We start from the raw sequence: 26,830 nt of genomic DNA, 5'->3' as shown, positions 1-26,830 counted from the left end.
AAATCCACCATGGTGCCGCTACGGGGACGGTCTGAGGAGCTGGGCAAGCTCCTGGACGCGCTGCGTGCGGCAGCCAACGGGCGGGCGTCGCTCGCGGTGGTCAGCGGTGAGCCCGGGATCGGCAAGTCGGCGCTGCTGGCGGCTGCTGTGGAGCAGGCCGAGCGGCAAGGGTTCCTGGTGGCCACTGCGGTTGCTCACCAGACCGACAACATCAGCCCGCTCGCCTCGCTCGCTCCTGCACTCCGGAGCGGTACGGAGCCGCTGATCGACACAGACCAGTTCCTGGAGCTGGCTGGTCTCAACACGCAGCCCTTGTGGCTGGCTGAGCGGTTGGCTGACCTCATAGGGCGCCGGCTGGCCGGAGTACGCGCGCTGATCGTGCTGGACGACGCACAGTGGGCCGACCCGCTCACGGCGTTCGTACTGCGGGTCGTGATCGACAGGCTCCCGGCAGCGCAGGTGCTGTGGCTGCTGGCTACCCGCCCCTCCCCTGGCGGTACGACGGACCAGCTGGTGCAGGCGGTCAACGTACCGGTACAGGGTCTCCCGCTGGCGCCGTTGACCACGGAGGCGATCCAGGACCTCGCCGCGGACCGGTTGAACCACGCGGTGGACCCGTCGCTCGCCGTACAGCTGGCTGGTGTGCAGGGCATCCCGTTCCTGGCCGAGCAGCTCATCGCGGGGTTGTACCTGAGCGACAACGACCTGTCCGCGGGGCTCGTCGAGGGTGTACGTCGGCGTACGGCTGAGCTTTCCGAGACGAGCCGGGAGCTTGTACGGACGGCGGCCGTGTTCGGGAGCGAGTTCCGGCTGGAGGATGTCGCCGTACTGATGGCTGCGCCCGTAGCGCGGCTGGCGGCGCCGTTGGAGGAAGCGATCCAGGCAGGGCTGCTGGCTGACGGCGGTTCGGTACTGCGCTTCCGGCACGAGCTGCTGCGCTCCGCGGCGCTGGCCGACGTACCGCCATCTGCGCAGCGGGCCCTGCACGGGGCCATCGCGGACCAGTTGATGGCTGCCGGACGCGGTGCGGCGGCCGCTGCGCCGCATGTGCTTGCGGTGGCTCAGCCCGGTGACGTGGCGGCTGTAGCGACGCTGCGAGAGGCGGCTCGGGACCTGGTGGCGACGATGTCGACCACGGCCGCCGAGGTGATCCAGCAGGCCTTCGCGCTGACCCCGGTTGGCGATCCACTGCGGGCTGAGGTCGGGGTGGATGTGGTGAGTGTTCTGCTTGCCGCTTGGCAGTACGACCGGGCCAAGGCGTTTGCTGACGAGCTGCTGCCCGGTGCCACGGCGGACCTGCAGGCGACGCTGCGGCTGCAGCTGGCGCCTTTCCGCCGTCTCGAACTGCACGAACTGACGGTTCCTGGAGCTGCACCTCAGCTCGCCGAACGCCTCGCCGGCCACCGTGCTCTGATCGGTGCGGAAGATCCGAGTGATGCAACCGATCCGATTGCCCAGAGTCTGCAACAGGTGGCTGCGGCTGAGCGGGCGCGGGCGGCAGGGCGGTTCGGCGACGCACGGGAGCTCTACGCGGCGGCGCGCACGGCGCCGGTGGGGCTTGGGAGTTTGCCGGCTTCGCAGGTTGAGGTGGGTGAGTTGTACTGCCGTGCGGAGACAGATGACCTGCCGGCATCGCTGGAGCGGGTGCGGGAGCTGATGACCGCAGGTGACTCCTGGGCTGCTCCACAGCTCGCCGTCTTGCGGGCACGGCTTGAGTACGCGTCCGGAAACCTGCAGGAGGCTGAAGACGCCGCACAGTCCGGTCTGCGTTGGATGGACCAGTTGCAGGACCACACGCTCGCTCCTGCTGCGGACCAGGTCCTAGCCCTGATCGCCCTGCTCCGAGGGCACCTCAGCCAGGCGCGGAAGCTGGCAGCCAACGACCCGACCATCAATGCCTTGCTGGCTGTCGCCGACGGCGACCTACACGCGGTAGAGCGCCTGGCTGCGACCCCACACGACTTCCCGGAGCGCATAGGCATCCTCTTGCAGGCGGACGCACGGCCAGAGCTGGAAGCGCTGCAACCGTCAGCAGCCAGCCGTGGCGCACTGGCGATAGTAGCCGCCGGCAACGACGTCGGGCAGCTGGCTGCGGCGGTGGAGGTCGTCCGTACGGCGCACCGGCCGCTGCTGGTCGCACAGGCCGAGGAGCGGTACGGGCGAGCCGCTCTGGAGGCGGGTGACCGTCCGACCGGCGTACCGGCGTTGGAGCGAGCCCTCGACAGCCTGGCCGCTCTGGGCGCGACGGCCCCGGCCGGGCGGATCCAGTCGGTGCTGCAGGCAGCCGGCGTACGTCGACGTCGCTGGGCCGCCGTACCGCCGCGGGCTCAAGAGGGGTGGGAGTCCCTGACGCCGATGGAGCGACGGGTGGCGCTGCTGGTGGCGGACGGTCATACGAATCGGTCGGCGGCCGCGGAGCTGGTGGTGTCGGCCAGCACGGTCGGTACGCATCTGCGGGCCGTGTTCGGGAAGCTCGGGGTGAACTCGCGGGTGCAGCTGACCCGCCTGGTGCTGGAGAGGTTCGCACCTCCCCCGAACGCATGAGTTTTGGGTGCACCGGGGTGGCCGGCGGTCTCAGCAGGTTCATGTGTTCGCCCGATCCGCCGGAGCGGTCCCGAGCGGTTTCCTTCTGACAAGCAACCACGAAGGGAACGCGAGATGAGTGACAAGACCCCCACCGTCGTCCTGGTGCACGGTGCGTTTGCGGAGAACGGCAGCTGGGCCGGTGTGATCGCCGAGCTGACCAGCCGGGGCATCCCGGCGATCGCGGTCGCCAACGAGCTGCGCGGGCCGGCGCTCGACGGCAGCCGGGTGGCCGCCCAGGTCCGGGAGATCGACGGCCCGGTCGTGCTGGTCGGGCACTCGTACGGCGGTGCCGTGATCACCGCCGCCGCGGCCCAGGCCGAGAACGTGTCCGCACTGGTGTACGTGGCGGCGTTCGTACCGGACGAGGGCGAGAGCCTGCAGGACCTGCTCGGCAGCTTCCCCGCCAACGACTTCGCCGCCGGCCTGGTCCCGCACCAGCTCCCGGCCGGCGACGGCGGCGAGGAGACCTGGCTGAGCATCGACCGGGCCAAGTTCCAGGCGCTGTTCGCGGCCGACGTCGAGGACGCCGAGCTGCTCGGCCGGACCCAGCGGCCGATCGCCGCCGCGGCCTTCGACGAGAAGTCCGGTACGGCGACCTGGAAGCGCCTCCCGGTCTACGACCTCGTCGCCACCCACGACGAGGCGATCCACCCGGACGGCCAGCGGACGATGGCCGCCCGCGCGAACGCGACCACCGTCGAGGTCGACGGCTCGCACGCCGTCGCGGTCTCCCAGCCGAAGGCCGTCGCGGACTTCATCGCGCAGGCTGTCAGCCGCTGAAACGGGACGGTCCGACTCAGGGGCACCTGAGCCGGACCGTGCTGTCAGTCGAGCGCTTGGTAGATCGTGGTCCAGAAGTCCTGCATCACCTGCATCGGCGTCGCGGTGGAGGCGCCGACCTGGGTCAGCAGGATGCCCACCACCTGGTTCGCCGGGTCGGCGTACGTCGACGTACCCGAGCCGCCGTCCCAGCCGAACTGGCCGACCGGGGCGTAGTCGCCGCGGTACGTACGGACCGTCATCCCGAAGCCCCAGCCGCCCTGCTGGCCCTGGCCGAACGAGATGTGCACGTTGTCCCGCGCCATCGCCTCCCGCCAGGCCAGCTGCTCGGCCGTGAGCCGGTTGGTGGTCATCAGCTCCACCGCCGGCCGGGACAGGATCCGCTCGCCCTGGTGCTTGCCGAGGTTCAGCAGCATCCGGAAGTACGCGTAGTAGTCGTCGGCGGTCGAGTTCAGCCCGCCGCCTCCGCCCTCGAACGCGGGCGGGGTGCTGTGCCGGCCGCCTTCGACCTCGTCCCACACCTGGAACTCCCCGGTCGCCGGGTCCGGCACGTACAGCGGCGGCAGCCGGTGCAGGTCGTGCTGCGGCACGTAGAACCCGGTGTCCTTCATCCCGAGCGGCCCGAACACCCGCTCCCGCAGGAAGTCGCCGTACGACTGGCCGGAGACACGGGAGACCAGTACGCCGAGCAGGTCGCTGCTGATCTGGTACTGCCACAGCTCACCGGGCTGGTGCATCAGCGGCAGCGTCCCGAGCCGGCGCATCCACTCGTCCTGCTCCGGCATCGGCTCGGGCAGGTTCGGCGTCAGGCCCTGGGCGAAGACCTCGTTCATGATCGGCGTACCGAGCGAGGTCATGTCCATGCCGAGCCCGAACGTCGAGGTCAGCACGTCCCGGACGGTGATCGGCCGCTTGGCCGGCACCGTGTCGTCCAGCTCCGAGTCGATGGTCCGGAGCACCTTGCGGTCCGCGAGTTCCGGCAGCCAGGTGTCGACCACGTCGTCGAGGCGCAGCTTGCACTCGTCGAGCAGCACCATCGCGGCCGCGACCGTGACCGGCTTGGACGTCGACGCCATCCGGAAGATCGTGTCCCGCCGCATCGGCGGCCCGCCGTCGTGGCGCATGGTCCCGAGCGTCTCGACGTACGGCTCGGCGTCGCCGCGGCCGACCAGGGCGACGACCCCGGGAATCTTCCCGGAGTCGACGTACCCGGACAGGACCTCGTGCAGTCGCTTCTGACCGGCCGCGGAGATTCCGTTCGTTGACATAGCTGGTGTCCCTTTCCGTCAGAGGCTGTGGGCGACGATGTCGCCGACGGTGGTGGTCGCCCGGATGGTCAGCTGGGCGGCCTCGGAGTTCTTCAGCGAGTTGTTGATCCGGCCCGTGGTGGTGCCGGCGTCCAGGGCGGCCGAGACACCGGGGGCGGCGCCGACCTCGATCTCGCCCACGTCGGTGCGCAGCTCGAGCGCACCCTGCGTGGCCTCGGCGATCCGGATGTCGCCCTTGCTGGTGCGGACCTCGGCCGGCCCGTTCAGGTGGCCGATCGCGACGTCCCCGGCGACGGTGGTGACCCGGGCGCTCGCCACGTCGGCGAGGTCGATCGCGCCGTGCGAGCTCTCGACGACGACGGCGCCGAGGGTTCCGGTGGTGCGCAGTTCGGCGCTGGCCGCCGTGACCTCGACCTGGGAGCCGGTGGGCAGTTCGACCTGCACCGCGACGGACCCGGACGGGCCGAAGTACTGGTTCTTGGTGACGACCGTGATCCGCAGTACGCCGTCCGCGTACTCGATCTGGGTGGCCTCGGCCGCCTTCACGTCCCGGCCCTTCGACGGGTCGACGGGCCGCACCTGCACGGTGGTGTCGGTCCGCTCGGAGGCGGCGAAGCTGATCCGGCCGGCGGGGATGTTCAGGACTGCGGAGATGGCCTCGGGGGTGGTGAACGTAGACATGGTGTTGCCTTCCTGGTGGTTGCGAACCTTGTTGTTGCCACCACTCTGGAAGGGACCGCTGACACCGGACCGCCGCCGTGCTGACACGGCGACTGTCACCACGACAGGATCAGGCGAGGATGCGGTGCATGGCCGCCTGGCCGGCTGGGAGCCAGGTTGGTTTGCCGCCGGGGTGGCCCTTTACTCCGGCGGTGCCGATCGCGATCAAGGACAGGGCGCGGGCGGCGGCCCAGGCACGGGCGCGGCGGTACGTCGGCTCGTCGACGGGGTACGCCTCGAAGAAGCGGTCGACCGAGCCGTCGGGCAGCAGCAGCCAGGCGGCCGACAGGTCCGTGGCCGGGTCGCCGTGGGACAGGTCGCCGAAGTCGACCACGCCCGCGAGAGTGCCGTCGGCAACGACCACGTTCGCCGGATGCAGGTCGCTGTGCAGCCACACCGGCATACCGGCGTACTCCGGCGCCGCGACCCCGTCGGCCCAGACCGCCCGTACGGCGTCCTCGACGGCGAACTCGTCCGCCCACTTCTCGAAGCCCTCGGTGTGACCGCGCAGCCCGTCGCCACGGCCCGGTGTCCGCGGCGCGTCCGCGGGCGCCTCGGTGTGCAGCGCCAGCAGGAATGCAGCCAGTAGGTCGGCGGCCTGCGGCGAGGTGATCGGCGTACGGTCGGCCGGCTCGCCGGAGACCCAGGTGGTGACCAGCCAGGCCTTGGGGAAGCGCTCCGAGGGCTCACCGAGCCGTACCGGCATCGGGACCGGCAGCGGGACCCGGGCCGCGATCTCGGGCAGCCAACGGTGTTCGCGCAAGATCGGGTCGGAGGTCGGGTCGTGGCGAGGGATGCGCAACGCAAGATCGTCACCGAGGCGCCACATCTGGTTGCCCCAGCCGCCGTCCACCTCCTCGAGCTCCAGGTCGGCCAGGTCCGGGTGCTGCTCTTTCAACAGGGTCCGTACGAGTTCTTCGGAGCTCATGGAGCGTCAGACGCGTCACACCGGTCCCTGGTTGGGAATAGGTCCACGGAGTGGTCAGTTGGCCACAGTTATGCGCATTGATGTGTGGTCCGACGTCGTCTGCCCGTGGTGCTACATCGGCAAGCGCCGGCTCGAAGAGGCCCTCGCCGACAGCGGCGACGAGGCCACCGTGGTCTGGCACAGCTTCCAGCTCGACCCGTCGTCGACGAACGACGACCCGCGGGACCTGGCGACCCGTCTGGGCGAGAAGTACGGCCGCGGCCGCGAGTGGGGCCTGCAGGCGAACGCCCAGGTCACCGAGGTCGCCGCTGAGGCCGGCCTGGAGTACCACCTGGAGAAGGCGAAGCCGGCCAACACCGTCGACGCCCACCGCGTCCTGCACCTCGCCCGTGAGCTGGCCGAGTCCGGTGAGGTTCCCGCCGACACGCAGGGCCGCCTCAAGGAGCGCCTGCTGAAGGCCTACTTCACCGACGGCCTCCCGGTCGGCGACCACGCCACCCTGACGGACCTCGCGACCGAGGTCGGCCTCCCCGCCGAGCGGGTGCGCGAGGTGCTGGCGGGTACGACGTACACCGACGAGGTCGCGGCCGACCAGGCGCAGGCCCTGGCGTACGGCGCCAACGGCGTACCGTTCTTCGTCATCGACGAGAAGTACGGCGTGAGCGGCGCGCAGCCGGTGGAGGTCTTCCAGGAGGCCCTGCGGCGCGCGAACGCGGACCGTATGCCGGTGACGCTGATCACCGCACCGGGGGCAACCGACGGTGACGCCGCGTGCGGGCCGGACGGATGTCCCATCTGAAAAGTGGTATTAAAGAGGCATGACTGTCGTGCGCGCACTGGCCAGGCCGTTGCTGTCCGCGATCTTCGTCGTGCAGGGCGCGAACGCGATCCGCAACCCCGAACCACTCGTCCCCAAGGCGCAACCGGTCACTGACCGGCTGGTGCCGATGGTGAAGAAGGTCGCGCCGCCGCAGGTGAGCGAGCGCATCCCGGACACCACCGCCAACCTGGTCCGGCTGAACGGCGCGGCGCAGGTGCTCGGCGGTGTCGCGCTGGCCAGCGGCAAGGGCCGTCGGCTCGGCGCGTCGCTGCTGGCCGCGTCGCTGGTGCCGACGACGCTCGCCGGCCACGCGTTCTGGCAGGAGAAGGACAAGATGGTGCGCAACCAGCAGCGCATCCAGTTCATGAAGAACCTCGGGCTGCTGGGCGGGCTGCTGCTCGCCGCGGTCGACACCGAGGGCAGGCCGGGCGTCGCCTGGCGCGCCACGCACGGTGCGAACGCGGCCAAGCGCGAGACCAAGCGCAGTGCGAAGGCAGCCAAGCGCGAGGCCAAGCAACTGGCCCGCGAGGCCAAGCACGCGGCCCGACTCGCCAAGGCCGAGCTGAGCTGATCCGAGCCGGTCGGCGTTCTAGTCTAGATCGGTGTCGTCGTACGGAAACAACGGTCAATGGCCCCAGCAACAACCTGCGTACCCGCCACCGCAACAACCCGGCTACCCGCCGCCACAGGGCTATCCGCCACCGCCGCGTAAGCGCCGTGGTGTGATCTGGCTGGTCGTCGTAGCCGTTCTGCTGGTGATCGCGATCCCGGCGGGGTACTTCGGCTGGCGTGCGGTGTCCAACCGGGAGAGCGCGGGCGGCGCACCGCACGGCAAGACCATCGAGCCCGGTCAGCCGGTCACCGCGCAGACGCTGAGCGAGGTCGACCCGGCCACGTTCTTCGAGGGCGTGGCGAAGCGGCAGATGACCCAGCCGATCGCCCGGTACAAGGTGTCGTTCTTCGACAGCGTCCAGAAGTTCGTGGCCAGGAACGACAACTGGGCGATCGTCGACTCAGCGATCGATCACAAGACCGACAAGTTCTACTTCGCGGAGACCTTCCGGGACTCCCCGAACGACAAAGAGCCGACCAGCGCGATCTGCAAAGGCAGGCAGAGCTTCAGCTGGAGCCACTTCGACAACAAGTGGAAGGTCGTGCCGTTCGACAGCCCTGAGTGCTACAAGAAGCCCTACATGGATGCAGGCGACGGCCTCTTCTCCAGCGGACTGACGCCGGACCAGGCCGACAAGGACCTGAAGACACTGCGCAGCCACGACGGCTACGTGAACCCGGCGAAGCCGACGTTGCTCTCCGCCGGCGGCCGGACGTACGTGCGCCAGGTGGTCGACTTCAAGCCGGTCCTGCTCGGCGACCAGGGTTACGGCGGAACGGCGATCTCGATGTGGGCGTTCCGCGACGCCGGCGAGGACCCGGTGAGCTGGCCGTGGTCGAACCCGTGGCCGCTCGGCGTCGGCATCCATGCCGTCTACTACCTGGACGCCAAGACGCTGCTGCCGGTCGCATTGTTCGAGAAGGGCATCGGCGCGCCGCCGCACGGCAGCGACAAGGCGATCCCGGCTCCCGAGGTGCAGGTGGTCAACTACAGCTACCCCAAGACGCTGCCGGCGCCGGTGCTGAACAACTCCCCGCAGTACCTGTCGCTGCTGCTCCCGGAGGGGTGGAAGGTCCAGTAGAGATAGGCTCAGGCTCGAGATGGCGAGCCTAGGGAGTGGGATGAGCGAGGATCAGGGCTGGCCGGCACCGTCGGCCGCGGGTGCGGTTTCGGGACGCGTGACCGTGCCCGGGTCGAAGTCGATCAGCAACCGCGCGCTCATCCTCGCCGCGGTCGCCGACGGCCCGTCGCACCTGACCGGCCTGCTCAAGGCCCGCGACACCTCCCTGATGCGGTCCGCGCTGGTCTCGCTGGGCGTCGGCATCAGCGAGAGCGGTACGACGGTCACCGTCACCCCGGGATCGCTCAAGGGCCCGGCTGACGTCGACTGCGGGCTGGCCGGCACCGTGATGCGGTTCGTCCCGCCGGTCGCCGCGCTCGCCGACGGCGTGGTCGCGTTCGACGGCGACGAGTACGCGCGCGAACGGCCGATGGACGTCATCCTCGGCGCGCTCCGGACCCTCGGCGTACAGATCGACGACGGCGGCACCGGGCGGATGCCGTACTCGGTGTCCGGCACCGGCGCGGTCCGCGGCGGCAAGGTGACGCTGGACGCGTCCGGGTCGAGCCAGTTCGTGTCCGCGCTGCTGCTGGCCGGCGCGCGGTACGACGAGGGCGTCGACATCCGGCACGACGGCAAGCCGGTGCCGTCGCAGCCGCACCTGGACATGTCGGTGGCGATGCTGCGGGAGCGCGGCGTGCACGTCGACGACGCCGAGCCGAACCGCTGGGTCGTTGCCCCCGGCCCTGTTCGGGCCCTGGACACCGCGATCGAGCCGGACCTGTCGAACGCCGCGCCGTTCCTCGCTGCCGCTGTCGTCACCGGTGGCTCGGTCACCGTGACCGGCTGGCCGCCGGAGACCACGCAGCCGGGCGGGCAACTGCCGGAGATCTTCACCCGGCTGGGCGCGTCGGTCACGCTGGCGGACGGCGACCTGACGGTGCGCGGTACCGGTCAGGTCGCGGCGGTCGACCTCGACCTGAGCGAGGTGGGCGAGCTGTCCCCGGTGATCGCGGCGGTCGCCGCCTTCGCCGACGGACCGTCGTACCTGCGGGGCATCGCGCACCTGCGCAACCACGAGACCGACCGGCTGGCCGCGCTCGAGGCCGAGCTCAACGCGCTCGGCGGCGACGTGACACAGCTCGACGATGGCCTCGCGATCCGCCCGAAACCCTTGCGGGGCGGGCTTTTCCACACGTACGACGACCACCGGATGGCCCACGCCGCCGCCGTCCTCGGCCTGCTCGTCGACGACCTGCGGATCGAGAACATCGCCACCACCGCGAAGACCTTGCCCGAGTTCCCCGACATGTGGTCGGGACTCGTGCGCTGATGTCGCGGTACGACGAGGAGGCCCGGTTCGAGCGGCCGAAGCGGCGGACGCGGCCGCGGACCAAGGACCGACCGTCGTACGACGATGCCGCCGAAGGCTTCGTGATCACCCGCGACCGCGGCCGGTACACGTGCTGGGTCGACACCACCGGCGGCGGTCGTGAGGTCACCGCGATGAAGGCCCGGCAGCTCGGCCGGAAGGGTGTGATCGTCGGCGACCGGGTCAGGCTCGACGGCGACGCGAGCGGCGCCGAGGGCACCCTCGCCCGGATCGTCGAGGTCGTCCCGCGGAAGACGCTGCTGCTGCGGTCCGCCGATGACGACGACCCGATCGAACGCCCGCTGGTGGCGAACGCGGACCAGCTGGTGATCGTCGTCGCGGTCGCGAACCCGGAGCCCCGCACCGGGTTGATCGACCGCTTCCTGGTCGCGGCGTACGACGCCGGCATGCGGCCGCTGCTCTGCCTCACCAAGACCGACCTGGCCGACCCGGACCCGCTGCTGTCGATCTACCGCCCGCTCGGCGTCGAGTCGGTGGCGACCCGGCAGGGCGGCGACCTCGCCGGGCTCCGCGAGCAGCTGCACGACCGGACGAGCGTGCTGGTCGGCCACTCCGGCGTCGGCAAGTCCACGCTGGTGAACGGCATCATCCCCGGCGCCGGCCGGGCCACCGGCATCGTCAACGAGGTCACCGGCCGCGGGCGGCACACGTCCACGAACACCGTCGTACTGCGGCTGCCGGACGGCGGCTGGCTGATCGACACGCCCGGCATCCGGTCGTTCGGGCTGGCGCACGTCGATCCGGACCAGCTGATCCACGCGTTCCCGGACCTGGCCGAGATCGCCGCGGACTGCCCGCGCGGCTGCACCCACACCGAGGACGCGCCGGACTGCGCCCTCGACGAGGCGGTCGCGGACGGCTGCGCCGACGCCGACCGGGTCGCGTCGTTCCGCCGCCTGCTCGCCAGCCGGACAACCACTTAGGTAAGGCTTACCTACAACCTAGACTGCTCGCCATGACCGCCGTGGTGCTGGCGACCGTGGTCGCCGTCCGAGAACTCAGTCCGTCGTTCCGCCGCGTGACGCTGTCCGGCTGCGCCGGGCTGGAGACCGGCGGGTACGACCAGCGGATCAAGATCCTGCTCGCCAGGCCCGGCCAGGACGAGCCGCTGCTGCCGCCGGCCGACGACTGGTACGGCGTGTTCTGCGCGATGCCGCTCGACGTACGCCCGGTGATGCGGACGTTCACGATTCGCGCGCAGCGCGGCGACCTCCTCGACATCGAGTTCGCGCTGCACGGCGACACCGGGCCGGCGTCGGTATGGGCGCGAGCCGCCCGGCCCGGCAGCGTGCTCGGCATCATCGGCCCGCAGCCGGGCGACCAGAAGACGCTGCTCTACTCCCCTACCGACGCCGATTGGCAACTGCTCGCCGGCGACGACACCGCGCTGCCGGCCCTCACCACGATCATCGAGTCACTGCCCGCCGGGACGACGGCGCGCGCGTACGTGCAGGTCCCCGACGCCGGCGACGTGCGCGACTTCGACACCGCCGCGGATCTCGAGGTCACGTGGACGATCGGCGCCGGACTCGCCAACGCAGTAGGGGACAGCAAGTTCCCGGGCGGTACGGCGTACGCGTGGATCGCCGCCGAGACCGCGCTCGTCCGCGACCTCCGCCGTTACCTCACGAAGGACCTGGGCTGGCCGTCCAAACCGCACTACTTCGGCGGCTACTGGCAGGCGGGGCAGGTCGGGGGCTAGCGCTACTTCTTCGGAAGCGTCCCGCCCCAGACCGCGCGAGCGCCGGCGTCTCCCGTACGGATCGTCTGGTAGATCACGACGACGGCCATCACGACAACGGCGGCGGTCACCAGGAGCTGGAGCGGGCGACTGATGATTGCCACCGCACCCCGTCCCGTTGTCGGCAGCAACAGGAACGCGGCAACGACCAGGATCGTGAACGCCAGCACGAACCAGAGCAACAAGTTCCCGCGCGACCGGTGCACCGCGACCAGCTGCTGCAGCTGCGGAAGTGCCGCCACGAACGCGTCCCCGCTCTTCTTCGCCACGAACGCACACACCAGCGCGCCGACGCCGAGCACCAGCGCCGGCCAGCGCAGGAACGAACGCCACTTCGGCACCGCGGCGAACGCGATCGCCGTGAGCGCGCTCACCGGCAGTGCCACCACGGCGAGGTGGATCACCAGCACGTGCAGCGGCAGGTTCCCGAAGCGCTCGAACATTGACGCCTCCCGGCAGTCTTGAGGTCGTGGTCGGACACCAATGGCACGGCCGACGACCCGATTTGGTTCAATCCGGCCGCAACTCGTCCCGGACACCCGGCGCGCTCGGGAGCAGTTCAGGCTAGCCTTCCGGCATGCCTTCGCACACGGATGACCTGCGGCTCGCCCACATCCTGGCCGACGACGCGGACTCGACCACGATGGACCGCTACAAGGCGCTCGACCTGCATGTGGCCACCAAGCCCGACCTGACTCCGGTGAGCGAGTCGGACAAGAAGGTCGAGGACGTGATGCGCAAGACGCTCGCCCGGGCCCGGCCGCGGGACGCGTTCGTGGGCGAGGAGGACGGTACGTCGGGCTGGGGCGTGCGGCGCTGGGTGGTGGACCCGATCGACGGCACCAAGAACTACATCCGCGGCGTCCCGGTCTGGGCGACGCTGATCAGCCTGATGATCGAGGACCAGGTCGTCGTCGGCGTGGTGTCGGCGCCCGCGCTCGGGAAGCGCTGGTGGGCGTCGTACGGCGACGGCGCCTGGACCGGCCGCGCGCTGCACTCGTCGCAGCCGTGCCGGGTCAGCGACGTGAGCAGGATGGAGGACGCGTCGCTGTCGTACGCGTCGCTCAAGGGCTGGGAGAAGATCGGCAAGAAGAACCAGTGGGCCGAGCTGATGGACTCGGTCTGGCGGACCCGCGCGTACGGCGACTTCTGGTCGTACATGCTGGTCGCCGAGGGCGCCGTCGACATCGCGGCCGAACCGGAGCTGAACCTCTACGACATGGCCGCGCTCGCGATCGTCGTCGAGGAGGCCGGCGGCAGGTTCACCGACGTCGACGGTACGCCCGGCCCGAACGGCCCGAACGCCGTCGCCACCAACGGCCGGCTGCACGACGAAGTACTCAAGCGCTTGGCGTGAACCGACCACGTATGGTGGCCGGTATGCCCTTGGACTACCCCATTGCGGAGCAGACGCTGGACAACGGCCTGCGGGTCGTCGTCAGCTCGGACCGCGCCGTCCCGATCGTCGCCGTCAACCTCTGGTACGACGTGGGTTCGCGCCACGAACCGCCGGGCCTGACCGGGTTCGCGCACCTCTTCGAGCACCTGATGTTCCAGGGGTCGCGCAACGTCGCGTCCGGTCAGCACTTCAGCCTGCTGGAGACGGCCGGCGCGAGTCTGAACGCGTCGACGTTCTTCGACCGGACGAACTACTTCGAGTCGCTGCCCAGCGGCGGTCTGGACCTCGCGCTCTGGCTCGAGGCGGACCGGATGGGCTACCTGCTCGACGCGGTCAACCAGGAGAACCTGGACAACCAGCGCGACGTGGTCAAGGAGGAGAAGCGGCAGAGCTACGACAACCGCCCGTACGGCGACTCGTACGAGCGGCTCGTCAAGCTCGCGTTCCCCGAAGGCCACCCGTACGCGCACATGACGATCGGCTCCATGGCCGACCTCGACGCCGCCTCGCTGGAGGACGTGCACGCGTTCTTCCGTCAGTACTACGGGCCGAACAACGCGGTCCTGACGATCGTCGGCGACGTCTCCGAGGCGGACGCGTTCGACGCCGCCAAGCGGTACTTCGGCCACCTGCCGGCGATCCCCACGCCGCCGCCCGCGCCGGACGGCACGATCGGCCCGATGACCGGCGTACAACGCGACGACGTGACCTCCGACGTACCGTCCGACCTGGTCACGATGATGTTCCGGCTGCCGGTCGACGGTACGCCGGAGCTGGACGCGGCCGGGCTCGCCCTCGACATCCTCGCCGCCGGGCAGAGCGGCCGGCTGAACCGGCGGCTGGTCCGCGACGAGCAGATCGCGCAGTCGGTGTCCGGCGGTGCGCTGCCGCTGATCGGCGGGGTGTCGTTCGGGACGCTGACCGGGATCGCGTCGGACGGCGTCGACCTGCAGAAGGTCGAGGACGCGCTGCTCGAGGAGATCGAGAAGCTCGCCCTCGAAGGCGTCACGCCCGACGAGCTCGCCACCGTGCAGGCACAGGCCGAGCGGGACTGGCTGGAGCAGCTGGCGACCTGCGCGGGGCGGGCGGACGAGATCTCGCACCACGCGCTGCTGTTCGGCGATCCGCACCGGATCAACACCCGGATCGACCAGGTGCAGGCGGTCACGGTCGAGCAGGTGCAGGCGGCCGCGCAGCAGTGGATCCGAGCCGCGGGCCGGGTCCAGGTCACCTACCGCCGCAACACCTCGGGAGAGCAGGCATGAACCAGGTTCTGACCACCCCGCCCGCCGTCGGTGCGCCGCGGCCGTGGAAGTTCCCCGACGCCGTCACGACCCGGATCGGCGCCGGTACACCGGTGCACGTGTTCGACCGCCCCGGGCAGTACGTAGCCACCGTGCGCGTGACGATCGCGATGCCGCTGATCGCCGAGCCACGGGAGCTCGAGGGGGTCGCGACGATCATGTCGCGGACCCTCGACGAGGGCACCGAGCTGCACTCGGCGAACGAGTTCGCGGCCGCCCTGGAGCGGCACGGCGCGGCGTACGGCGTGGACGTCAGCTCGGACGCGCTGCACGTGGAGATCTCGGTGCCGGTGTCGCACCTCGCGCCGGCGGTCGAGCTGCTGGCCGAGGCGATCACCCGGCCGGCGTTCAACCAGGCCGACGTCGGCCGGCACGTGACGATCCGGCTCGGCGAGATCAACCAGGAGCGGGCGAACGCCGGGTACCGGGCGCGCGAGGCGTTCGCGGCGCACCTGTTCGGCCCGTCGACGCGCCGGTCCCGGCCGACCGCCGGTACGCCGGACACGATCCGGCCGCTGACGAACGTCGAGGTCGCCGAGTTCTACCGGAACAACATCGGCCCGGAGCGGGCGCAGATCCTGTTCGCCGGGGACGCCACCGGGGTGGACGTCGCCGGGATCATCGAGGCGGCGTTCAGCGGCTGGACCTCGTCGGCCGGTGCCGCCGTGGAGACGCCGGAGCCGATCTACCTGCCCGGGAACCGGATCGTCCTGGTGGACCGGCCGGGCTCGGTGCAGAGCCAACTGCTGATCGGCTGCGCCGGACCGGACCGCCGCGACCCGGCGTGGGGCGCGGCCGCCGTCGCGAACCACGTGGTCGGCGGGACGATCACCTCCCGCGTGGACACCGTGCTGCGCGAGGAGAAGGGCTACACGTACGGCACCCGGACCAGCTTCTCCGCGCCGCGCAAGGGCGGCACCTTCAGCCTCGGCGGCGCCGTACGGACCGAGGTCACCGGTGCCGCGATCACCGACGCGCTGCGGATCCTGCGCGAGGCCCGCGACGGCCTGACCGAGCAGGAGGTGCAGGAGGCGAAGGACAGCCTGATCCGGACCGCCCCGCTGCGCTACGAGCAGGCCGACTCGGTCGCCCAGCAGGTCGGCAGCAACATCGCGAACGGCGTACCGATCGACTTCGCCGACACGTACCTGACCAACATCGCCGCCACCACGGCCGCCGAGGCGACCGAGGCCTACCGCCGCTACGTCGGCGCCGACGGCCTGCTCGTGGTCGTGGTCGGGGAGGCCAAGGACGTACGTCCCCAGCTCGACGGCCTCGATCTGGGCGAGCTCATCGAGCTGTAGCGGCCGGGCTGCCCCCGACGCACTCGGGGGCAGCATCCGGTCAGTGCGTGATGTAGTTCGAGAGTTGTTCGCGCTCGAACTCCAGTTCGCCGATCCGGGACTTGACCACGTCGCCGATGCTGACCAGGCCGGCCAGGTTGCCGTCGACAACGACCGGGACGTGCCGGATCCGGCGGTCGGTCATCATCCGCATCAGGTTGTCGATCGGGTCGTCCGGCGTGCAGGTGTGCACCTCCGACGTCATGATCGCGCTGACCCGGACGTCGCCCGCGTCCGGCGTACCGTTCCAGAGCCGCACGATGTCGCGCTCGGACACGATCCCGGACACCGACGATCCGTCCGCGCTCACCACCACCGCGCCGATGTTGTGTTCGGCCAGCAGTGCGAGCAGCTCGGTGACAGTGGCTTCTGGGGAGATGGTGACGACCTGGTTGCCCTTGCCGCGCAGTACGTCGTTGATCTTCACGGAGCCTCCTGCAGATCGAAGGACCAATACCCCACGGTAACGGCAATCCCGCGATCACCCCCAGTGACAACGACAGACAAACGCGGCCGCCTCGGGGCGTTTAGCTGTTTGAACGCTCAAAGGTCTGGCACCGCGAGCCGTCGCTACTTACGGTGACTGTAAGCCGTGGGCGAGGGGGGATCGTGCACGGCACCTCGCGGGACCGACCGTGCGGGCGGTGGGGAGGGGGACCTCCCGCACGATCGGTTCAGCTCTCGTCGCGGAGCAGGTCGATGGCTGCCTGGCGGTCCTTGACCCGGAGTTTGCGCAGGACGGACGAGATGTGCACGCGGATCGTCGTCGGCGACAGGAACAGGCGTTTGGCCACCTCCTCGGTGGTCAGGCCGTCGCCGAGCAGGCCCATCACCTCCCACTCGCGGGAGGTGAGCAGGCCGGCCTTCGACCGCCGGGCCGGGCGCCGCCGGCCCGGCTCCCGGAACTCGTCCAGGATCCGCGCGACCAGCGACCGCGGGATCGCCGCCTCGCCCGACAGCACGCCGCGCAGGGCCTCGGGCAGCCGCGCGGGATCGGTGTCCTTGAGCAGGTAGCCGGACGCCCCGGCGCGCAGCGAGTCGAACAGGTCGTTGTCGTCGCGGGACACGGTCAGCATGACGATCGCGACGTCCGGCAGCAGCCGGGAGATCTCCGCCGCGGCACGGATCCCGCCGCCGGGCATGTGGATGTCGAGCAGTACGACGTCCGGCTGGTGCTCCTCGGTCAGCCGGACCGCCTGTGGACCGGTCGCCGCCTCGGCGCACACCTCGAAACCGCCCGACTCCAGGGCCTGCCGGATGTGCGCGCGGAGCTGCGGATGGTCGTCGGCCATCACCACCCGGAGCGCGTCCCCAGTCACCACCTGACCACCACCGTTGTTCCCTCGCCCGGCCGCGTCGTCAGTACGAAGGTACCGGGCAGCGCCTCCGCGCGCTCGCGCATGCTGATCAGCCCGAACCCGCTGTGCCGCTCGTCCGGGTCGAACCCGGGCCCGTCGTCGGTGACCCGCAGCCGGCTCCCGTCGTCGTCCCGGCTCAGCTCGACGCTCACCCGGTCCGCCTTCGCATGCCGTACGGCGTTCAGCACCGCCTCCCGCGCGATCCGGACCAGCGCGTGCCGCCGCGGGCGGTCGACCACGATCGACTCGTCCAGGTCGAGGTCGAGCGTCACGTCGTACCGCTGGGCCAGCTGGTCGAGCGCGCGCCGCAGTACGGTCCCGAGCGGCTCGTCGTCCGAACGGCCGAGTGCTTCGAGCATCTGCCGCGCCTCGTCCAGCGCCCGGTCGCTCGCGGCGAGGATCCGGTCGCCGCGCGGACCGTCGAAGGTGGCGATCTCGGACCGGATGTAGCCGAGCTCCTGCAGTACGCCGTCGTGCATCTCGCGGGCGAGCCGTCGACGGTCCTCGACGACTGCCATCTCTGCCTGCAGCGCCCAGTGCCTGCTGATCTCACGGCCGGCCGCGATCAGCAGGAGCAGGTAGGACGCGGTCCTGAGCACGTCACCGGAGTACAGCCAGTCGGGGCGGTCCGGTGGGAAGAGCAGGTAGTTCAAGCGCGCGAATGCGCCCACTGCGCAGGCAGGTCCCAGCCAGCGCAGCAGCACGTCGTCGCGGCTACGGGCCTGCAGCATGAACGCCACAGCGGCTACTGCAAGGAAAACAAGCGTTAGTAGCTGTGGGATCAGAAGCTCGTTGGCGGTGACCGCATCCGGCAGTGAGCTCCGCCCCCAGTACAGCAACGCGCTGAAGAAGAGCATGCCCACAACGGCTGGTGCCAGCGCCCAGTGCCGCCAGCCACGACGCCTTGCCTCCCTGGCTGGTACAAGGGCGGAAGTAGCGATCAGCAACGTTCCTAGAATCCGCAGGGACGGAGGGAGCCAGCTGCCGAACTGACCGACGCTGCCCTTGACGAGAGTGATGCTGAGCAGTGCGTTCGCTGTACCGAGAACGACCAGTCCTTGAAGAAGCAAGAGGTCTTGCCAGGTGTTGGTGCGCCGGAAGCGCCCGTAGACCAGAAACGCCAGCAGCAGGGCCACACACGCGTTGGCGGTCTCCAGCACGAGGTGCGCTGCAGGGCTCTGGTACCCGAGCTTTCCCTCGGCGAGCGCAACCGCGGCCAGGCAGAGCACGACGACCACGAGCGCCACGCTCCCTCGTGCCGCCCATACTCCGCCCACCACCCGGTGCCTCTTCACAATCCTCGACCGTACGCTTCTGCTGGCCTGATCGGAGGTCCCACGGTCCGATAGGCTCCCCAAGTTTGGCGAGAGGGGTTTCGGGTGGGGTTCCGGCAGGATCTGGCCGTACTGCGGCATCGCGACGTGCGGGTGTTCGTGTCCGCGCGGTTCATCTCGATCCTCGGGTCGTCGATCGCCCCGGTGGCGCTGGTGTTCGCCGTACTCGACGTCTCGGACTCGGCGAGCGCGGTCGGGACGGTGCTGGCCGCGCGGAGCATCCCGAACATCGTGTTCCTGCTGCTCGGCGGCGTGATCGCGGACCGGTTGCCGCGGCACCTGGTGCTGGTCACCGCGAACACCGTCAGCGGCCTCACCCAGGGGCTGGCCGCGGCGCTGGTGCTCAGCGGGCACGCGACGATCTGGCAACTGGCGTCGATCGAGGCGGTGAACGGGATCGCGTCGGCGTTCGTGATGCCGGCGATGACCGGGATCCTGCCGTCGATCGTGGACCGCGCCGAACTCCCGCAGGCGAACGCGATCGCCGGGTTCGCCCGCTCGGCCGCGATGATCGGCGGCGGCGCGGTGGCCGGTGTCATCGTCGGCCTCACCGGCCCCGGGATCGGGCTGGCGGTCGACGGCGTGACGTTCCTGGTCGGCGCGCTGCTGCTGTCCCGGTTGACGATCCCGCGGATCGAACGGGCCGCCAGTTCGGTGCTGACCGATCTGCGCGAGGGCTGGCACGAGTTCGTGTCCCGGCAGTGGGTGTGGGTGATCGTGCTCGCGTTCGCCCTGCTGAACCTGATCTACACCGCCTGCTACCAGGTCCTCGGCCCGGTGATCGCGGACCGTACGTTCGGCCGGGCCGGCTGGGGTGTGGTGAGCGCGTGCTTCGGCGCCGGACTCGTTGCCAGCGGCATCATCATGCTCCGGCTCAAGCCGCGGCGGCCGCTGCGCACCGGGATGATCGGCATGCTCTGCACGGTCCCGGTGATGCTCTGCCTCGCGTTACTGCCGCAGCTGTGGGCGATGGCGATCGCGGCCTTCGTGCTCGGCGTCGGCTTCGACATCTTCGGGATCAGCTGGGAGACCGCGCTCGGCCAGCAGATCCCGATCGACAAGCTGTCCCGGGTCTCGTCGTACGACATGCTCGGCTCGTTCATCGCCGGCCCGGTCGGCCAGCTCACCGTCGGGTACGTCGCGGTCGCGATCAGCGCGAAGGCCGTCGAACTGTACGGCGCCGCACTGTTCGTCGTGATCACCGTGGCCACACTCGTGGTCCCGTCGGTCTGGAACCTGCGTAGGGTGGACGTGTGAGCTCAATCGTTCCTGGTCCGAAGAAGAAGCTCGAGGAAGAAATCACGGCGGCCCGCTCCGGCGCCAAGCCGCTGGACGCGAGCGCCCTCAGCCCGTCCGCGCCGCGCCAGGAGCAGTTGACCGGCCTCGACGTCTTCCCGGACTCCGTGCGTACGGCGATCGAGGCCGAGCACACCCGCCTCACCGCGCTCGACACGAACCGCCGCAAGACCGCCGACCGCGCCGTACCCGCCGTCGTCGAAGCCCTGGACGCGCTGCTTGCCGAGATCGGCGACCGCCTCGGGAAACCCCGGCTCTTCGGCAAGCTCACCGCGGTCGCCGAGCCGTCCGCGGAAGCCTTCGAACTTCTCGGCATCCCGTCCGATTCCGTCGACTCCGGCTCTCACCGGACCGCAGTACGCACCCTCAAGCAGCTCCGCGCCCAACTGAAGGACCTGTCGGGGACACCCGACCACGACCGCCTCACCCGCATCTCCACGCTCACCATCCGCCTGGCCGTCGTGTTGGAGGCGTCGCCGTCCGCCGCCGCTCTCATCCCTGAGGCCCTGGCCCGGTACACCCAAGCAATCCCGGATCCCCAGTGGGCCGAACCCTTCGCCGAGAAGCTCGAGTCCTGGCGGCAAGCCCTCACCTGAGCACTGCCGCGAGGCCCTCCTGCAGGTCTCGGACGAAGTACTGCGGGACCTCCAGCGACGGGAAGTGCCCGCCGCGCTCCGGCGATCCCCAGCGGACGATCCGCCGGTACCGCTGCTCCGCCCACGGCCGCGGATACTTCTCGATGTCCCGCGGATAAACGCTGATCGCCGCCGGCACGTCGACCCGCAGCTCCGGATCGAGCGAGTTATGACTCTCGTAGTAGATCCGCGCCGCCGAGGCCCCGCTCCGCGTCAGCCAGTACAAGGTGACGTCGTCGAGAACCCGGTCCCTGGAGATCGTCTCGAACGGACTGTCCTCGGTGTCCGACCACTCCGCGAACTTGTCCACCAACCAGGCCAGCAACCCGACCGGCGAATCCACCAGCGAGTACCCGATCGTCTGCGGCCGCGTCGCCTGCTGCTTCGCGTACGCCGCCCGGTGGTGCCAGAAGTCGTACGTCTCCTCGGTCCACCGCCGCTCGTCCGCCGTCAGCCCGTCCGTCGTCAACCCCGGCGGCCCCTCCGCGAACGTCGAATGGATCCCGAGCACGTGCTCCGGAAACCTCCCACCGAGCACGGTCGTGATGTTCCCGCCCCAATCACCACCGTGCGCCACGAACTCGCCGTACCCGAGCCGCCCCATCAGCTCCACCCACGCCGCCGCGATCCGCTCGGTCCCCCACCCGGTGGTCGCCGGCTTGTCGCTGTACCCGAACCCCGGCAGCGACGGCACCACTACATGGAACGCGGGTACGCCGTCGTCCTGCGGATCCGCCAGTTCGTCCACGACATCGACGAACTCGGCAACACTGCCCGGCCAGCCGTGCGTCAGGATCAGCGGAGTGGCATCGGTCCGCGCGGACCGCCGATGCAGGAAGTGGATCCCCAGCCCGTCGATCGTCGTACGGAACTGCCTGCCGTTGAGCCGCTCCTCGAAGGCCCTCCAGTCGTACGCCGTACGCCAGTACTCCACGAGCTCGACAAGATCCGCGAGCGGAACCCCCTGGTCCCAGCGCCGTGGATCCGGCCCGGCGCGATACACCGTCTCGACCTCGGGCAGCCGCGCATTGGCCAACCGCGCCCGCAGGTCGTCGAGGTCGGCTTGGGGTGCGTGAGCTTCGAAGGCTTGCACCTCGGGTGACATGGAACCTCCTAGAACCGGCTAAGACGGTTCTAACATGTCTGAGTACGTGCAGGCAACCGGCTAAGGTGGTTCCATGCCCGCTGGATTCCCCGACTTCCGCCTCGGCACCGTGCTGGCCACCAGCTTCACGGCGACCCTGACCGAACGCCGCGGCGAACCCGTCGAACGCATCCCCACCCCCGAACGCCTCGTCGACTGGCTGGCGGTGAGCGGCCTGGCCGTCGACTCCTGCACCCCCGCCGAACTCGCCCACGCCCGCGAGTTGCGCGAGTCGATCCACGCCGCCGCCACCGCCGCCGCACTGCAGGAAGCTCTCCCCCGCGCCGCCCTACGCGTCATCAACACCTGCAGCACCCAAGGCCAGGCAGCCCCCATCCTCACCCCCGCCGGCGACCGCGAATGGCACCTCGCAACCGCCACCGTCGAAGACGCCCTCACCGTCATAGCCGCCGACGCCATCACGATCATCTCCGGCGAACGAGACGGAAAACTGGCCCTCTGCGCCTCCCCCACCTGCCAAGCCGCCTTCTTCGACACCAGCCAAAGCCGCACCCGCCGCTGGTGCGACATGAACACCTGCGGCAACCGCCACAAGAAAGCCCGCTTCAACGCCACCCACCGCAAGCCCCCACCGAGCAGTCTGATCGGGCCCTGAACCCACCCATCCGCCCCGTCGTAAACACCATCATGGTCCCCGAGGAACGTCGCGTTGCAGGTTGGGGAGGATTCCCGCCCGAATCGGCACGAAATCCTCCCCAAGTCCGCCTGGGTCAACCCTTGATGGCGCCGCCTAGGGCGAAGGCGCCGCCTAGTTTGCGGCTGAGGAGGAGGTAGAGGAGGAGGACGGGGGTGGTGTAGATGAGGGAGTACGCCGCCAGCTGGCCGTAGTTGGGTTCGCCGTACTGGCCGAAGAAGGTGAAGATGCTGACCGACGCCGGCAGGCGTTCGGGGGAGAGCAGCAGCATGAACGGGACGAAGAAGTTGCCCCACATGCCGATGAACGTGAAGATCAGCACGACCGCGATCCCCGGCCACATCAGCGGCAGGACGATCGCCCACAGTGCGCGCATGTTCCCCGCGCCGTCCACCCAGGCGGCCTCCTCCAAAGAGATCGGCACCCCGTCCATGAACGTCTTGGTCAGCCAGATCGCGAACGGCAACGCCGAGGTCGCCATGAACATGATGGTGCCACCAATGGTGTCCACCAGGTTCAGCTGGACGAAGAGCCCGTAGACCGGCACCATCACCGCAGTGATCGGCAGCCCGGTACAGAACAGGACGGTCAGCAGGAACGGCCGGTTGAACCGGGTCCGGAACCGCGACAGCGGGTACGCCGCCAGCACCGCACAGATCATCGTGAGCAACGCGGCCCCACCGCACAACACGATCCCGTTCAGAACCGGACGGTACGTCGTGTCGGTGTTCAGCACCGCCTTGAAGTTCTGCAGCGTCGGATGTGTCGGCAGCTCGACCCGCAGCCCCGCCGTCCGGTTGATGGAGGCGAACAGCACCCACAGCAGCGGGAGTACGAACAAGATGCCGATCGCCAGCAGCACCAGGTTGGAGGCGAGCTTGCTGAGCCGGTCGCGGGCAATCACGCTGCCTCCGAGTTGAGTCCACGTAGGTAGATCAGCGAGAACACCGCGCCGATCGCCAGCATCACCAGCGCGATCGCCGTGCCGTAGCCGATCTGGGAGAAGCTGAAGGCCTGCTCGTACATGTACAGCGGCAGCGTCTGGCTCTTGGTGCCCGGGCCGCCGCGCGTCATCGCGTAGATCAGGCCGAAGACGCTCAGCGTCTGCAGTGTGATCAGCATCAGGTTGGTCATGATCGCGCGGGTGATCATCGGTACGGTCACGAACGCGAGCCGCCGCCAGCCGCCGGCGCCGTCCATCTCGGCGGACTCCTCGATCTCCTTCGGGATCTCGCTGAGCGCCGCGGAGTACACCAGCATCGAGAACGCCGTACCGCGCCAGATGTTGGCCAGCGAGACCGCGATGATCGGTGCCCCGTACAACCAGTCCTGGCCGGGCAGGCCGACCGCGTGCAGCATGACGTTCAGCGTGCCGTCGTCGTTGAAGAACGCGCTCAGCAGGTACGCCGCGACCACTTCGGGCAGTACCCACGCGCCGATCACCGCCGTACCGACGAAGTTCCGGACCAGCTTGGTCGACCTGCGCATCAGCAGCGCGAGGCCGAGGCCGAGGGTGTTCTGGCCGATGATCGCGGAGATCAGCGTGAACACCAGCGTCAGCCAGATCGAGTTCGTGAACGCGTTGCTGCTGAAGGCCTTCCGGAAGTTGTCCAGCCCGACGAACTTCACGTTCGCGGCGCCGGGCCCGGTGAGCGCCATGTTCGTGAACGCGGCGTACACGCAGTAGATGATCGGGCCGGCCAGGAACACCAGCATCAGTACGATGGCCGGCGAGAGCGGCAGCATCCGCACGAGTTTGGCCCCCCGCGGCCGCTTGCCCGAAGTGGAGGCAGCGGCCGCGGTGGGCGCGACAGTCGTCGTCACAGGGGAGAAACCTCCGGCCTACTGGCCAGTGCTCTTCGTCGTCGTACTGTCCTTGCCGCCGACGATGCCCTCGACCGCCTGGTCGTAGTTCTTCGCGGCGTCGTCCGGCGAGGACTGCCCGGTCATCACCGACTCCATCGCGGTGATGATCTCGTTCGACACCTTCGGGTACTCCGGCAGCGCCGGCCGGTACACGGTCACCGACACCAGGTCGGTGAAGAACTTCGTGCTGGCAGAGGACGTCTTGTACGCCGCGTCGTCGGCGACGTCCTTGCGTACGGCGATCTGCGCGCCGTCGGTGGCGTACTTCGCCGCGTTCTTCTGCGTCTGCAGGGTCTTGATGAAGTCCCAGGCCGCGTCGGGCGACTTGGCCTTGGCCGGGATCGCCCAGGTCCAGCCGCCGGAGAGGCTGACCTTGCCCTTGCCGCTGCCGTCCTGGGTCGGCATCGCGGTCTGGCCGAGCACCGTGCTCCACTGCGGCCACGGCTTCGCGCCGGACTTGAGCCAGTTGTTGTAGACCCACGACCCGTCGAGGTCGATCGCGAGCTTGCCCTGCGGCAGCAGCTCGGTGCCGACCTTGCTGCCCATGTTCGGGTTCAGCGCGTCCTTCGGCGACGGCGCGAGGCCCTCGGTGAAGACGGTCTTGACGAAGTTCAGCGAGTCCTTGAAGCCCTGGCTGCCGACGACCCACTTCTTCGCGTCGTAGTTGTACAGGGTGTCCTTGGTGCCGTACAGCAGCATCTCGAAGCCCTGCATGGCCGAGGCTTCACCCATCGGCTTGCCGGAGTACATGTTGAACGGGATGACGCCGGGCACCTTCTGCTTGATGGTGCGCGCCGCGCTCAGTACGTCGTCCCAGGTCTTCGGCTGCCAGTCCGCCGGGAGTCCGGCCTTGGCGAAGATCTGCTTGTTGTACCAGAGCGCCCGTGTGTCGGTGCCGTCCGGTACGCCGTACGTCTTGCCGTCCTGGCCGCGCGCCGCGCCCTTGGCGGTGTCCTCGAACTGGCTCCACTGGTCCCAGTTCTTGATGTAGTCGTCGAGCGGCTTCAGGTACCCCGCGGTGATGTCGGAGTTGATCAGGAAGGTGTCCTCGTAGACGATGTCCGGCGCGGTGTTCGCCGACCGCATCATCAACTGGATCTTGGTGTAGTAGTCGTTCTCACTGGCAACGACCGGGACGATCTCGACCTGGGAGCCGGGGTGCGCGGCCTCGTACTCGGACTTCACGCCGGTGAGGAAGTTCTTCATCACCACGCCCGGACCCCACTGCTGATACGCGATCTTGATGTGCGCGGGCCCGGCGCTCTGCGAGCTGCCGGCGTCCGGCTTCTTGGTCGTCGAGCCCTGGCTGCAGGCCGAGACCGCCAGCAGCAGCGCACTCGCGACCGCCGCCACCTTGAAATACTTCCTTGACATCATCAGGTCCACCTTCGGGCAATCGTTGTCATCCCGGTACTACGACCCACGCCCTGCGGGCTTTTCCGCGACCGTAGGAGTCCCCGTCGAGGGAAGTCAATGCTTGACAGACAACGTTGTCGTTCCCGGTACACAGTCACGCGGTAACCGGGACGTAACGATCCGGTCACCGCGTTTCCATACCCCGACTTTGTCAGGCCGCGACGGCTCGCGCCTCATGCCGGGCCGGTACGGCGCGTCGCCGGCCGCGCAGCGCACCGAGTCCGCAGAACAGCAGCCCGGCGACCAGCCAGCCGCTCAGTACGACGAGTGGCCGGCCGATCCCGGCGCCGTCGAAGAAGCTCACCGAGCGCAGCGCCGTACCCGCGGCGCCCGGCGGCAGCAACTGCCCCAGCGTGCCCCAGCCGGTCGGCAGCATCTCCGGCGCGCTCGTCATCCCCGACAGCGGGTTGCCGAGCAGCATCATCACGGCGCCGCCGAGCGCGAGCCCCGCCGTACCGAGCAGCCACTCGAGGCCGAGGAGAGTGAGGCTGATGGCGGCGATCGACATCGCGATCACGCCCGCGTTGCCGAGGTAGCTGCCCTCGAACGAGCCCAGCCAGTACTGCAGTACGGCGGCCAGCGCCAACCCGCCGGTGACCGCGAACGTGACGGCGCCGATCATCCGCTTCGGGCCGGACCGCACCAGCTGGGTCAGTGCCGCGGCCGCGATGATCCCGCCCAGTACGAGCGGCAACGCACCGGCAGCCAGGCCGGCGCCGCGCGGGTCGTCCTTCGGCAGCGGTACGACGTCCGTGACCTTCGCCGCGCCGTCCGGGTGCATCCGCCCCGCGAGCTGCGTCAGCACCTGCGCGACCGCGGGCCCGGCCGCGGACGCGGTCAGCACCTCGGGCTGCGGCCCGTCGAGCACGATCGCGCCGTATGCGTCCCGGTCCTTGATCCGCTGCACGGCCGCCTGCCGATCCGGTACGGCGATGAGCTCGAAACCGCCTGGCAGCGCCTGGTCGAGGGCCGTCTTCACCTGGGCGACCGCGGGCGCCGGGCCGGCCACCGCGAGCGGTACGTCGCGTGGTTCGGACCGGGCGGACGGCCAGGCGAACGCGATCAGGAACACCGTGAGAACCGCCGTCAGCAGCACGACGACGGCGATGAGAGGCGGCCGGCGACGGTCGGCCGCGTGCGCTTCGGTGGTCATGGCGGGACTCTCCCTCGG

The 26,830-nt window shown here is 69.7% G+C and carries 26 protein-coding genes; 14 read left to right on the top strand and 12 right to left on the bottom strand.

The annotated features are described in order from the left end of the window. Nucleotides 1-9 precede the first annotated feature (9 nt). The gene (locus tag ACQHIV_RS41160; protein WP_427890048.1) at nt 10-2,544 is read left to right on the top strand and encodes an ATP-binding protein; all 2,535 of its coding nucleotides are present in this window, start codon (nt 10-12) and stop codon (nt 2,542-2,544) included. 114 nt (nt 2,545-2,658) lie between these two features. Then, entirely contained in the window at nt 2,659-3,366 is a 708-nt protein-coding gene (locus ACQHIV_RS41155; RefSeq protein WP_427890046.1) for an alpha/beta hydrolase, read from the top strand. 44 nt (nt 3,367-3,410) lie between these two features. Here the strand turns inward: ACQHIV_RS41155 and ACQHIV_RS41150 are convergent, their stop codons facing one another. From ACQHIV_RS41150 to ACQHIV_RS41140, 3 genes are all read right to left on the bottom strand, one after another. After that, complete coding sequence (locus ACQHIV_RS41150) at nt 3,411-4,634, bottom strand: serine hydrolase domain-containing protein (RefSeq protein WP_427890044.1); 1,224 nt, start codon at nt 4,632-4,634, stop codon at nt 3,411-3,413. 18 nt (nt 4,635-4,652) lie between these two features. Then, complete coding sequence (locus ACQHIV_RS41145; protein WP_427890042.1) at nt 4,653-5,315, bottom strand: DUF4097 family beta strand repeat-containing protein; 663 nt, start codon at nt 5,313-5,315, stop codon at nt 4,653-4,655. A gap of 109 nt (nt 5,316-5,424) precedes the next feature. Then, a complete protein-coding gene (locus ACQHIV_RS41140; protein ID WP_427890040.1) occupies nt 5,425-6,282 on the bottom strand; it encodes an aminoglycoside phosphotransferase family protein in 858 nt (285 codons plus the stop codon). A gap of 70 nt (nt 6,283-6,352) precedes the next feature. Here ACQHIV_RS41140 and ACQHIV_RS41135 point away from each other — a divergent pair, with 70 nt between their 5' ends. The 6 genes from ACQHIV_RS41135 to ACQHIV_RS41110 all read left to right on the top strand — a co-directional run bounded on the left by ACQHIV_RS41135 (nt 6,353) and on the right by ACQHIV_RS41110 (nt 11,870). Further along, complete coding sequence (locus tag ACQHIV_RS41135; protein WP_427890038.1) at nt 6,353-7,081, top strand: DsbA family oxidoreductase; 729 nt, start codon at nt 6,353-6,355, stop codon at nt 7,079-7,081. Between the two features lie 19 nt (nt 7,082-7,100). Further along, entirely contained in the window at nt 7,101-7,673 is a 573-nt protein-coding gene (locus tag ACQHIV_RS41130; RefSeq protein ID WP_427890036.1) for a DoxX family protein, read from the top strand. 151 nt (nt 7,674-7,824) lie between these two features. Continuing rightward, nucleotides 7,825-8,796, top strand: a complete 972-nt coding sequence (locus ACQHIV_RS41125) for a hypothetical protein (RefSeq protein ID WP_427890034.1) — start codon at nt 7,825-7,827, stop codon at nt 8,794-8,796. Between the two features lie 40 nt (nt 8,797-8,836). After that, nucleotides 8,837-10,108 carry a 3-phosphoshikimate 1-carboxyvinyltransferase gene (aroA, locus tag ACQHIV_RS41120; protein ID WP_427890032.1) on the top strand — a complete coding sequence of 424 codons (1,272 nt, stop codon included), beginning with the start codon at nt 8,837-8,839 and terminating at the stop codon, nt 10,106-10,108. Further along, the gene (gene rsgA / locus ACQHIV_RS41115; protein ID WP_427890030.1) at nt 10,108-11,091 is read left to right on the top strand and encodes a ribosome small subunit-dependent GTPase A; all 984 of its coding nucleotides are present in this window, start codon (nt 10,108-10,110) and stop codon (nt 11,089-11,091) included. The genes aroA and rsgA overlap by 1 nt, the downstream gene beginning before the upstream one ends. A gap of 32 nt (nt 11,092-11,123) precedes the next feature. Next, on the top strand, nt 11,124-11,870 hold the full coding sequence (locus ACQHIV_RS41110) for a siderophore-interacting protein (RefSeq protein ID WP_427890028.1): 747 nt from the start codon (nt 11,124-11,126) through the stop codon (nt 11,868-11,870). 2 nt (nt 11,871-11,872) lie between these two features. Here the strand turns inward: ACQHIV_RS41110 and ACQHIV_RS41105 are convergent, their stop codons facing one another. Next, complete coding sequence (locus ACQHIV_RS41105) at nt 11,873-12,352, bottom strand: DUF2231 domain-containing protein (RefSeq protein ID WP_427890026.1); 480 nt, start codon at nt 12,350-12,352, stop codon at nt 11,873-11,875. A gap of 134 nt (nt 12,353-12,486) precedes the next feature. Here ACQHIV_RS41105 and hisN point away from each other — a divergent pair, with 134 nt between their 5' ends. Genes hisN through ACQHIV_RS41090 form a run of 3 tightly spaced genes read left to right on the top strand, consistent with a single transcriptional unit; the run spans nt 12,487 to nt 15,916 of the window. Beyond that, on the top strand, nt 12,487-13,266 hold the full coding sequence (gene hisN / locus ACQHIV_RS41100) for a histidinol-phosphatase (RefSeq protein WP_427890024.1): 780 nt from the start codon (nt 12,487-12,489) through the stop codon (nt 13,264-13,266). Nucleotides 13,267-13,289: 23 nt separating this feature from the next. Then, nucleotides 13,290-14,573 (top strand): M16 family metallopeptidase, encoded by a 1,284-nt coding sequence (locus ACQHIV_RS41095; protein WP_427890023.1) that lies wholly within the window; start codon nt 13,290-13,292, stop codon nt 14,571-14,573. Beyond that, nucleotides 14,570-15,916: a M16 family metallopeptidase gene (locus ACQHIV_RS41090; protein WP_427890022.1), complete on the top strand. Its 1,347-nt coding sequence runs from the start codon at nt 14,570-14,572 to the stop codon at nt 15,914-15,916. The genes ACQHIV_RS41095 and ACQHIV_RS41090 overlap by 4 nt, the downstream gene beginning before the upstream one ends. A gap of 40 nt (nt 15,917-15,956) precedes the next feature. Here ACQHIV_RS41090 and ACQHIV_RS41085 read toward each other — a convergent pair whose 3' ends face one another. From ACQHIV_RS41085 to ACQHIV_RS41075, 3 genes are all read right to left on the bottom strand, one after another. After that, nucleotides 15,957-16,382: a CBS domain-containing protein gene (locus ACQHIV_RS41085; RefSeq protein WP_427890021.1), complete on the bottom strand. Its 426-nt coding sequence runs from the start codon at nt 16,380-16,382 to the stop codon at nt 15,957-15,959. Nucleotides 16,383-16,629: 247 nt separating this feature from the next. After that, nucleotides 16,630-17,277: a response regulator gene (locus tag ACQHIV_RS41080; RefSeq protein ID WP_427890020.1), complete on the bottom strand. Its 648-nt coding sequence runs from the start codon at nt 17,275-17,277 to the stop codon at nt 16,630-16,632. Then, nucleotides 17,271-18,560: a sensor histidine kinase gene (locus ACQHIV_RS41075; RefSeq protein ID WP_427890019.1), complete on the bottom strand. Its 1,290-nt coding sequence runs from the start codon at nt 18,558-18,560 to the stop codon at nt 17,271-17,273. Before ACQHIV_RS41075 ends, ACQHIV_RS41080 begins: the two co-directional genes overlap by 7 nt. A gap of 132 nt (nt 18,561-18,692) precedes the next feature. Between ACQHIV_RS41075 and ACQHIV_RS41070 the strand changes: the two genes are divergently transcribed. Both ACQHIV_RS41070 and ACQHIV_RS41065 read left to right on the top strand, forming a co-directional pair. Beyond that, complete coding sequence (locus ACQHIV_RS41070; RefSeq protein ID WP_427890017.1) at nt 18,693-19,904, top strand: MFS transporter; 1,212 nt, start codon at nt 18,693-18,695, stop codon at nt 19,902-19,904. Further along, nucleotides 19,901-20,539 carry a hypothetical protein gene (locus tag ACQHIV_RS41065; protein ID WP_427890015.1) on the top strand — a complete coding sequence of 213 codons (639 nt, stop codon included), beginning with the start codon at nt 19,901-19,903 and terminating at the stop codon, nt 20,537-20,539. Before ACQHIV_RS41070 ends, ACQHIV_RS41065 begins: the two co-directional genes overlap by 4 nt. Here the strand turns inward: ACQHIV_RS41065 and ACQHIV_RS41060 are convergent. Then, nucleotides 20,532-21,683, bottom strand: coding sequence for an epoxide hydrolase family protein (locus tag ACQHIV_RS41060; protein WP_427890014.1), 1,152 nt, complete (start codon nt 21,681-21,683; stop codon nt 20,532-20,534). The two genes, ACQHIV_RS41065 and ACQHIV_RS41060, sit on opposite strands and share 8 nt — an antisense overlap. A gap of 73 nt (nt 21,684-21,756) precedes the next feature. Between ACQHIV_RS41060 and ACQHIV_RS41055 the strand changes: the two genes are divergently transcribed. Beyond that, nucleotides 21,757-22,338 (top strand): CGNR zinc finger domain-containing protein, encoded by a 582-nt coding sequence (locus ACQHIV_RS41055; RefSeq protein WP_427890013.1) that lies wholly within the window; start codon nt 21,757-21,759, stop codon nt 22,336-22,338. 115 nt (nt 22,339-22,453) lie between these two features. Here ACQHIV_RS41055 and ACQHIV_RS41050 read toward each other — a convergent pair whose 3' ends face one another. The 4 genes from ACQHIV_RS41050 to ACQHIV_RS41035 form a co-directional block, all read right to left on the bottom strand. Continuing rightward, on the bottom strand, nt 22,454-23,281 hold the full coding sequence (locus tag ACQHIV_RS41050) for a carbohydrate ABC transporter permease (RefSeq protein WP_427890012.1): 828 nt from the start codon (nt 23,279-23,281) through the stop codon (nt 22,454-22,456). Continuing rightward, entirely contained in the window at nt 23,278-24,201 is a 924-nt protein-coding gene (locus ACQHIV_RS41045; RefSeq protein ID WP_427890010.1) for a carbohydrate ABC transporter permease, read from the bottom strand. Before ACQHIV_RS41045 ends, ACQHIV_RS41050 begins: the two co-directional genes overlap by 4 nt. Before the next feature lie 18 nt (nt 24,202-24,219). Beyond that, complete coding sequence (locus ACQHIV_RS41040; RefSeq protein WP_427890008.1) at nt 24,220-25,617, bottom strand: extracellular solute-binding protein; 1,398 nt, start codon at nt 25,615-25,617, stop codon at nt 24,220-24,222. A 193-nt stretch (nt 25,618-25,810) separates the two neighbouring features. Then, nucleotides 25,811-26,812, bottom strand: a complete 1,002-nt coding sequence (locus ACQHIV_RS41035) for a hypothetical protein (RefSeq protein ID WP_427890006.1) — start codon at nt 26,810-26,812, stop codon at nt 25,811-25,813. Nucleotides 26,813-26,830: the final 18 nt, after the last annotated feature.

The organism is Kribbella polygonati (assembly GCF_050320105.1).
Classification (GTDB): Bacteria; Actinomycetota; Actinomycetes; order Propionibacteriales; family Kribbellaceae; genus Kribbella.
This window is presented reverse-complemented; position numbering and strand designations above follow the sequence as displayed.